The organism is uncultured Sphingomonas sp. (assembly GCF_964237155.1).
Classification (GTDB): Bacteria; Pseudomonadota; Alphaproteobacteria; order Sphingomonadales; family Sphingomonadaceae; genus Sphingomonas.
Genome location: NZ_CAXSHH010000095.1, coordinates 1 through 7,519, shown reverse-complemented (window position 1 = coordinate 7,519; position 7,519 = coordinate 1). Strand labels below are relative to the sequence as shown.

Sequence of the window (7,519 nt, the reverse complement as noted above, 5' to 3'; positions counted from 1 at the left end):
GGGCAGGACGAGCTGCCATCCTTGATCGGCGAGAACGGCCTGGGCGGAGAAATGGACGTCGCCGCCAGCCGATGCGCCCTTCGCGCCTCCATGTACCATGACGACCCTGGGTCCTGAGGAACCCCACCGAGTGATATGGACGTCCGCTGAAACCAATCTAACCTCCTGCCCCATGTAAGCTTCTCATCGACGAGCGCCGATCGACCCGCGTCGGGTCAATTGGACGATGCGTCCCCCCGGATCAGGCGGCTTCGGCCCGCTCGAGCCTGTCGATCTCGCGGCCAACCCGGACCGCGGCCTCGTCGCATGCCAGCATCGCCGGTCTGAGACCATAGCGTTGGACGACCGGTCGCATCGCCTCGACCGCTTCGACGATCGGCTTGTCTTCCTGGATCAGGGCCTGGCGCTGCCAGGCCCGGAACGCGTCGTCCACCGCCGGGTCGTCGACCGCGAAGTTGCGCGACGCGCCGAAGAAATAGTGACAGGTCGTCTCCGTCTCGGGGGTCACGATGTGGGTACCCATCGAATTCAGGCTCTGCTCCTTGGGCGTGCCGCTGACGGCGAACGCAATGAAGTTCAGCATCGAGCTGACCGCGTTCCACTTGATGTCGTTCCAAAGGTCGACGGGTTTGTTGCCCGAGTCCAGGAACTTGGCCACGAATGTCGTGGGCGAGCCCTCCGGGTACATCATGAGGTTCTGGATCGATCCGTCACTGACCACGACTTCGCGGCGGACCCGGTCGAACGCGTCGCTCTGCGCATTGGCACGGTGGACGAACTGGGCGTGGCTCAGATCCATCAGATTGTCGACGAGTAGGCGATAGTTGCAATCGATCGGAGCATGGCCGCCGACCGTGCGGCGCTCGGGCGAGATCCGGCAACTATAGTCGGGGATCGCGTTCGGGTCGGCCGCACCCTTCTCGCCGCACCAGATCCATATCAGGCCGTCGCGCTCGACCACCGGAAAGGAACGGACGTCGAGCGCGGACGGGCGCGCTCCGCTGCCATGGGGGTTGAGCACGCACCGTCCGGTGCCGTCGAACTCGAGACCGTGATAGGGGCACTGGACGTTACCGTCCTTGATGATCCCCATGCTGAGCGGGGCGAAACGGTGGGGACAGAGATCGAGCAGCGCTGCGCACGTGCCGTCGGGTTGCCGGTAGAGGACGATCGGGTCGTTCAGCAGCTTACGCGAAAGCAGACCCTCGTCGACCTCGGCCGGAAGAGCCGCGACGTACCAGGCGTTGCGAACGAACGTCATTAACTCATCTCCTGAACACGCTGCCTGTCCACCACACGAGGCAGGCCTGCGCTCGAGTCGCCGGCCCGGATCCCGGTCGCCGGCATTCCAACTACCGAAGGCTTAGCACATCCGTCGTGGTTCATCGGGGTGGCCACGGTTCGTGTCCGACTTATACCAGGGCCGTGACGCCTTCCTCGATCCCGAGCAGCGCGCGACCGTAGAGTTCCGCCGCGATCGAAGGCGAAAGCACGGCATGGCGTCCCGCGGTTTCTAGATCGCGCCAAATCCTCTGCATCGGGCTGACTTCAGCGAACGAACCCGCGCCATGGGCCGAGATCAAGACGTCGACCGCATCCCGCGCAGCCTTGATCGCCGTGCCGGTGTCCATCCGTACGCGCGTGCGCTCGAGGTAGGTCTGCTTCTCGCCCGCCTTGGCCGTGGCGTCGATCGCGTCGGCCGCCCGGTAGGCGAACAGGTGCGCGGTGTCGGCCAGCGTCGCGGCTTGCGCGATCGCCAGCTGGAAGCTGGGCGACTCGGTCTGCGTCTTGTAGAAGGTGTAGGCGATGGCGCGCTTGGGCGCCTTGTCAATCACGAATTCGAACGCCTTGGCACACAAGCCCAGCTGCGGGCCCATGAGCGCCAACGCTGCCACCGGGATGAACGCGGACTGGTACAGCGTCTCCTCCTTGTACGGCGTGGGGGGCTCGCCGCGAATCAAAGGGGGAACCGACATGATCCGGTGATCCGGAATGAACACTTCGTCCGCGACGATCGTGTTGCTGCCCGAACCTTTCATGCCCACCACGAACCAGGTGTCCTCGATCGTGACCTCCGCCATCGGGATCACGGCGAAGCCCTGATCGACCTCGTCGCCGGCCTCGTCGACGATTGGCAGGCCGACGAACGCCCAGTCGGCATGGAGAGACCCGCTCGCCCACGCCCACTTGCCCGTCACGACAAAGCCGCCGTCGACCCGACGGCTCCTGGCCGAAGGTGCGAACACGCCAGCGATGCGCGCTTCCGGGTTCTCGCCCCAGACATCCTGCTGGAGCCGGTCGGGCGCCAGCCCTACGAACCAGGAACAAATGTTCATCAGCGTCGTGACCCAGGAGGTCGCGCCGCAGCCCCGGGCCAGTTCGCGCGATACCTCCATCTGCGTCCTGATGTCGGTCTCGAGTCCGCCAAAGCGGCGCGGCACCAGCAGCTTGAACAGGCCCGCCGCACGCACGGCCTCGATGTTCTCCTCGACGACGCGGCGATCCGTTTCCGTCTCGGCCGCGTTGGTCTCAAGCAGCGGCACGAGCCGGGCGGCCCGCGCGACGAGCGCTTGCCGGAGCTCGACGCCGCGAAGGTGCGCGATCTCGCTCACATCGACGGAACTGGACTGGGTCACGGGCCGTAGAAGGGCGGGCCCGGCTGTGTAGTCGCTCGCCGATCGCGGATTGTCGCGACGATCGGAGGGACGCTCGATCGTCTGTGCTGATGCCTGTGCCATCGTAGATCTCTCCATTAGCTCGCCGCTCTTGCGGTGCGCTGAGCCGACTCGTCCTATCGCCGCGCGTCGCCGGCTCGCACGCGGGATCGATACATCTTGCCGGAACGATATGCGCCGCCGCTGCCCTGTTCCAGATAGCAGATGCACCGATGTGATACCTGAAACGGGAACTGCCGGCGGCGCTCGCCCGGTCGCGCCTCACAGGACCTGTTTGGCGGATCGACATGGCGGGGTTCGCCGGTAATCCGTCGGCGTCAAGCTTCACCGGCCCTCATCTGCCGAGACGGGCGGTCAGTCTCACGCCGTAGGTCCGCGGTGGCGCGATGTTCGCGGCGACGAGGCCGCCGATGAAAGCGGTCTGGAGCGCACCCGTGTAATATACCGACTTGGTCAGGTTGCGCCCGAACAGGGCAAGCGACAGATCGCCCTCCGGGTTCGTGTAGGTGAGGGCCGCGTCGGCGGTGGCATAGGCGCCATCCCGCTCCGCAGGTATGAAGTCGATGCTCAACCACCGCGCGCTCGAATACTTGACCAGGCCGTCGAATACGATCGAGCCGCCGTTCGCGACCGGGAACTCGCGCGAATAGGCCAGGGTGCCGGACCATTCGGGGACACGGGCGACCTGGAAGCCGCGGCAGTCGCCCACGATGACCGGCAGCGGGCCGGTGTTCGTGTCGCTTCCCATCGACGAATAGGGAAGCGTCGCGCCGGGCGCGAACGGGCCGCTCAGGGCGCATCCCGAGCTGCCCGGCTGAAGGAAGGGGACCGGGGTCTGGAAGAAGAACCGGTCATATTCCGAGTGGATGTACTCGCCCGACAGGCTGATCGTGTCCCGGGCGGTCGGTTTCGCCACGACGTCCAACGTGCCGCCGTATAGCGTCGCATCGCCCGAGTTGAACGTGATGAAGTTGACGTTGTTCAACGGGTCGAAGTTGATCCTCTGATCCTGGATGTCGCTGTACTTCCAGCGAAACGCACCGAAGTTCACCTGCAGGCGATTGTCGAGGAATCGGTTGCGCGAACCGAACTCGAGCGACTTCAGGCGTTCGGGCTGGAACACGTTGGCGGGCGCGATTGTCTGGGAGAAGCCTCCGGCCTTGAACCCCGTGCTGTAGGTGAGGAACAGCAGGTTGCGGGGCGACAGGTCGTACTCCGCGCCGACCCGGTAGGTGAAGCCGTCGAAGCTCTTGCGTCCGCCAAAGGCCTCCAGAAGCGCGGGAGGGTCGACGGCCAAGTTCGTGATCGAGCCGCTCAGCGCCCGTTTCTCGTAGGTGTAGCGACCCCCGGCTATCAGCCTGAGCCGATCGACCACCTCCACCGTCGCTTGGCCAAACGCGGCATAGGCCTTCGTTTCCGGTGAATATTCGATCAGATAGTTCTGAAGTATGTTGCTGGCGAAGACGTTGCTGATAGAGTCGGGCGAGCGCTCGTCGAAGTAGTAGGCCCCGAGCACCCAGGTGAGTCCGGGAGTGCTATTGCCCAGCCGAGCCTCGACCGAAAACTGTTCGGTTGTTTCGTTGGCGCTCAGGCGGGTTGCGAAATGGGTTACGTATTTGGTATCGACGTGCCGATAGGCCGGCAGCAGCGTGAAGGTGGCGAAATCCCCGAGGTCCCAGTCCAACTGGGCGCTCACGTTGAACAGGTGGGTATCCTGTCGATTGTCGTCGCGCTGATCGTCGATCAGTGGTCCCAGCGGTCCGAACGCGCGCATGTAGGCGTTCGCGGCCGGTTCGGATTGCGCCTCGTAGGGGCTCGCTCCCGGACGGCGCGGCAGGTAGACGAAATCGCCGCCCTTGCCGCCGAAATGCGAGTAGTCGGCGCTGAGCAGCAGCCTCACATCGGACGATGGCTCCCAGAATAGCCGCACGCGGCCCGACTGCTGGACATCGTCGTCGGTCCCGTTCGAGATGAATCCGTCCCGATTGACGATGTTGAACGCCCCACGGACAGCGACGGTGTCGCTCACGGGCAAGTTCACGCTCTCCGTCGCACGGACCAGATCGTAGTTCCCAACTTCGAGGCCGAGGTCGCTGGTCCGCTCGCCGAGGCGGGGGACGTTGGTGATCAGGTTGATCGATCCGCCATTCGCGTTACGCCCGTACAGCGTGCCTTGCGGTCCCTTGAGCACCTCCACCCGAGCCACGTCGTAGAAATTGCCGTTCACGCCGTTCGGACGCCCGACATAGACCCCGTCGACGTTGAACGCGACGCCCGGGCTCGAAAGCGGGGTGAAAGCCGCCCCACCGACTCCGCGGATGAATATCTGGGTGTTCGCGCCGCCGCGCCCGATCTCCACACCGGTGGTGACGCGCTGAAGCCCCGTGACTTCGGTTAGGCCCGATCGAGCGAGCTCCTCGGACCCGACCACCTGGATCGTCAACGGCGCCTTTTGCGCGCTCTGCTCGCGTCGTTCCGCCGTCACGACGATGTCGGCGATCCCGGTCTGGACCGAAGGGTCGGATCGACTCGGGTTCGTCGCGTCGGATTCCGCCGAGGTCTGCGCAAAGGCCTGCGACGAAGCGACGCACCAGGAAAGAGCGAGAAAGCCTGCTGACAAACGGTAACGCTCTTTCATCTTCTCTCCCCCGCCACAGCCCGATCGATCGGATCTGGCCGGACGATGAACCCGCCCGCGCGCTCTGAGGAGAATACAACTTAAATTGCCCGATACCCCTTTTGACCGCCACGTGGGTAGCGCGCCCTAACGTTCGGACCACCGTGTACTGAAACCCGAACACTCGTTTTCCAGCACGGACTGTTTGCCGCATGGCTGTTCTCGACGGGTTAGTTCCGCATCTTGCGCATCTGATGAAGTGAGTCCGGCGCCCCAGCGGCGAGGTGGACCTGGCAGCTGATATCATGGAACGGCAGAAACTCCAGGTCGACAAGATGGCATGTTCCGCCGTGCGTCATTATTTCGCGCTTATCCGGCTGGGAATAAGCTTGGGGAGCGGGGCGCTCCGGAAACCAAGACCGCGATATCAGAGCTCCACCGTCCCGGCCTGCCGCCGTTCATATTGGGCGGCCGCCGTCCGCATGCGGTCGCAGAGGTACTCCGCCATCGGCGTCAGCGGCATACCCTTGCGCTGGACGATGCACATCGGTGCCGCCACCATCGGTTCGATCAGGTCGAGTGCTTGGTACAGGTCGCGCATCGGCGCGAAGTCGAGCCACTGTTGAGGAAGGACCGTCAGCAGATCCGAGTTCGCGACGATCAGGATCGTGATCAGCGCCGACCGCGCATGCAACACGATCTTGGGCGAGGGGAGCCCGAGCCGGTCGAACATCGCGTCGAAATCGCCTTCGGTGCTACGCGTCGACAATGTTGGCCGTACCCACCGGGCCTCCGTCAGATCCTTCAGGCTTCGAGCGTCGGCAAGTATATGGCCCTTTCGCGCGACCACTCGCCGATGATTGTCGAATAGGCGCTCGACGGCGAATTTGGACGAGATACCGGTCTGATCGAGCGGACCGATCCAGAAGTCTATCTTGCCATCGGAGAGATCAGCCTCGACCGGTTGGAACAGCGTCTCGGAAATCTTGAGGGTCGCGTCGGGGTAGCGTCTTTGGAACGCGGCCACCGCCGACGGCATCAACGCCATGCATGAAGCCGTCGAGAGCGCGACGGTGACCTCGCCCGTCATCTTGCCCTTGAGTTGGCCAATCTCTTCCTTCGCCCGTCGCAACTCGGACTGAAAGGATTCGACCCGGCGGACGAATGCCTGCCCCATGTCTGTCAGCTGAACGCCCTTGGCGTGGCGCTCGAAGAGCGAGACGCCCAGTTCGCGCTCCAGTTCGCGTATGCTTCTCGTGATCACGGGTTGCGCGATGCCGAGATGACGCCCGGCACCTCGCAGGCTTCCGAACTCGACGACGGCGAGAAGATCTCGGAACTGACTAAGCTTCATAAAGCTCCTGAAAAGTTTGCGGGACCCCCGATCTCGGAAAGGTATCGGTACTTCGAACCCGCCCTCGAAACAACCGCCTTGGATCGGGGTCGATCACGGGAACTCATTCGAGGAAAAGGCTGGCGGGGTCCCTTCTTGCAGCGTCCAGCTCCCGTGCGGTGAACTCGGCTGGGCATCGGGCAACTCGCCCGAGCTCTGTCGACGAGTGTTGCCCCGCGCCGAGATGCGGACCGCCCGGCTCCGGGTTGGTCGGTTAGCGCGCACGGCTTCGCGGGAAGCTGCCGGTCCGCCCGAAGCTGCACGAGCGGTATCACTGATGCATTCTTGGTATCTGGGGAGGGCGGCTGGCGGACCATAGAAGCGGAGATGGGGACCTGGCCGAGCCAGCGCGGTCGGCGTCGCAGCTGCGGGTCGAAACCCCGCATGGTGAGGAGAGCGACATGCCAAGCGGCAACAAAGCAAGCGCGGACGCGATCGCCCGACCCGCGACCAACTGGATGTCCAGTCACATGGGCATCAGCGTGAGGAAACTCGAGGTCATGGAGCGCTCCTACACTGAGCCGGATCGGGAATGGCGGGCGAGAGTAGCCAAACGCATGACGCCGTATACGGCGCTGGCATTCCAAGGCTGATCGGCGATGTGGATTCGCTCCGCCTTCTGGGTCGGTCGCCCGCATGCCGAGGACGTGTTCCGAACGGCTGTCCTGGACGAACTCGTCCCCGCATTGCGGAAACTGCCCGGCGTTCTGGACGCCCAGGCGCTGTGGCCGCGCCGCCTTGAGGACGATCCGCCAGCGATCCATTGCCAGATCCTAGTTCATTTCGCCTCCGAAGTGGACGTCGACCGCATGCTGGCCTCCCCCGAACGCGCGG

The 7,519-nt window shown here is 64.3% G+C and carries 5 protein-coding genes; 1 reads left to right on the top strand and 4 read right to left on the bottom strand.

The window, feature by feature from the left end; genetic code table 11:
* Window positions 1-241: 241 nt before the first annotated feature.
* The 4 genes from ACFE71_RS13975 to ACFE71_RS13960 form a co-directional block, all read right to left on the bottom strand.
* The gene (locus tag ACFE71_RS13975; protein WP_375429382.1) at window positions 242-1,261 is read right to left on the bottom strand and encodes a Rieske 2Fe-2S domain-containing protein; all 1,020 of its coding nucleotides are present in this window, start codon (window positions 1,259-1,261) and stop codon (window positions 242-244) included.
* Window positions 1,262-1,412: 151 nt separating this feature from the next.
* On the bottom strand, window positions 1,413-2,738 hold the full coding sequence (locus tag ACFE71_RS13970) for an acyl-CoA dehydrogenase family protein (protein WP_375429381.1): 1,326 nt from the start codon (window positions 2,736-2,738) through the stop codon (window positions 1,413-1,415).
* A gap of 271 nt (window positions 2,739-3,009) precedes the next feature.
* Complete coding sequence (locus ACFE71_RS13965) at window positions 3,010-5,313, bottom strand: TonB-dependent receptor (protein WP_375429380.1); 2,304 nt, start codon at window positions 5,311-5,313, stop codon at window positions 3,010-3,012.
* A gap of 406 nt (window positions 5,314-5,719) precedes the next feature.
* Window positions 5,720-6,646, bottom strand: coding sequence for a LysR substrate-binding domain-containing protein (locus tag ACFE71_RS13960; RefSeq protein ID WP_375429379.1), 927 nt, complete (start codon window positions 6,644-6,646; stop codon window positions 5,720-5,722).
* Window positions 6,647-7,284: 638 nt separating this feature from the next.
* On the opposite strand from ACFE71_RS13960, the gene ACFE71_RS13955 reads away from it, so the two are divergent.
* A partial coding sequence (locus ACFE71_RS13955; protein ID WP_375429378.1) for a hypothetical protein occupies window positions 7,285-7,519 on the top strand: 235 nt, incomplete at its 3' end.